This is a genomic window from Bacillus sp. JJ1474 (assembly GCF_036965225.1).
In the GTDB taxonomy this organism is placed as follows: Bacteria; Bacillota; Bacilli; order Bacillales; family Cytobacillaceae; genus Cytobacillus.
Genome location: NZ_JBALPC010000307.1, coordinates 1 through 586, shown reverse-complemented (window position 1 = coordinate 586; position 586 = coordinate 1). Strand labels below are relative to the sequence as shown.

1 protein-coding gene is annotated in these 586 nt (G+C 35.0%); it reads left to right on the top strand.

The window, feature by feature from the left end; translation table 11 throughout:
- Positions 1-416, top strand: a 416-nt coding sequence (locus V7164_RS25090; protein ID WP_335355579.1) for a glycosyltransferase, incomplete at its 5' end; no start/stop codon positions are given.
- Positions 417-586: the final 170 nt, after the last annotated feature.

Sequence of the window (586 nt, the reverse complement as noted above, 5' to 3'; positions counted from 1 at the left end):
TGGCACAATTCGAAGATTTAGGCTATCGCATTACAGGACAGTATTGCGATAGTAATGAACGCATTGTTCCTCACCATGAAATGGTTCACTACTATTCTAATATCGATATTTTAGTCTGTATGTCAGAAATAGAAGGGACACCTAACCCTATTTTGGAAGCCATGGCTTGTGGTGTTCCAGTAATCTCAACCAATGTAGGGATTGTTCCACAAGTGTTAGGCCCTAAGCAGAAGGAGTTCATATTGAAGGATCGTTCAATAGAGGCCTTGCAACAGGCTATATTAAAAATCTACAAACAACCAGCACTGCTAAAGAAACTGTCTGAAGAAAACTTAATACAAATACAGAATTGGACATGGAAAAACCAATGTGATAAATTTAAGCAATATTTTGATTTCCTTGCTACAAAAATTTAATGGGTGTAAAAACTATTAATTTTAACATATATACTAAGAATTGTCGTATTAACAATTCTATAGGAGGAGTAGCTAAATCGACTCCCCATTATTGCAAGAAACAGAAAAAACCTCACTTTAATATGTTACGGTGAACCTTATCATAAATAGTGGTAAAACAGAGGGTAGAA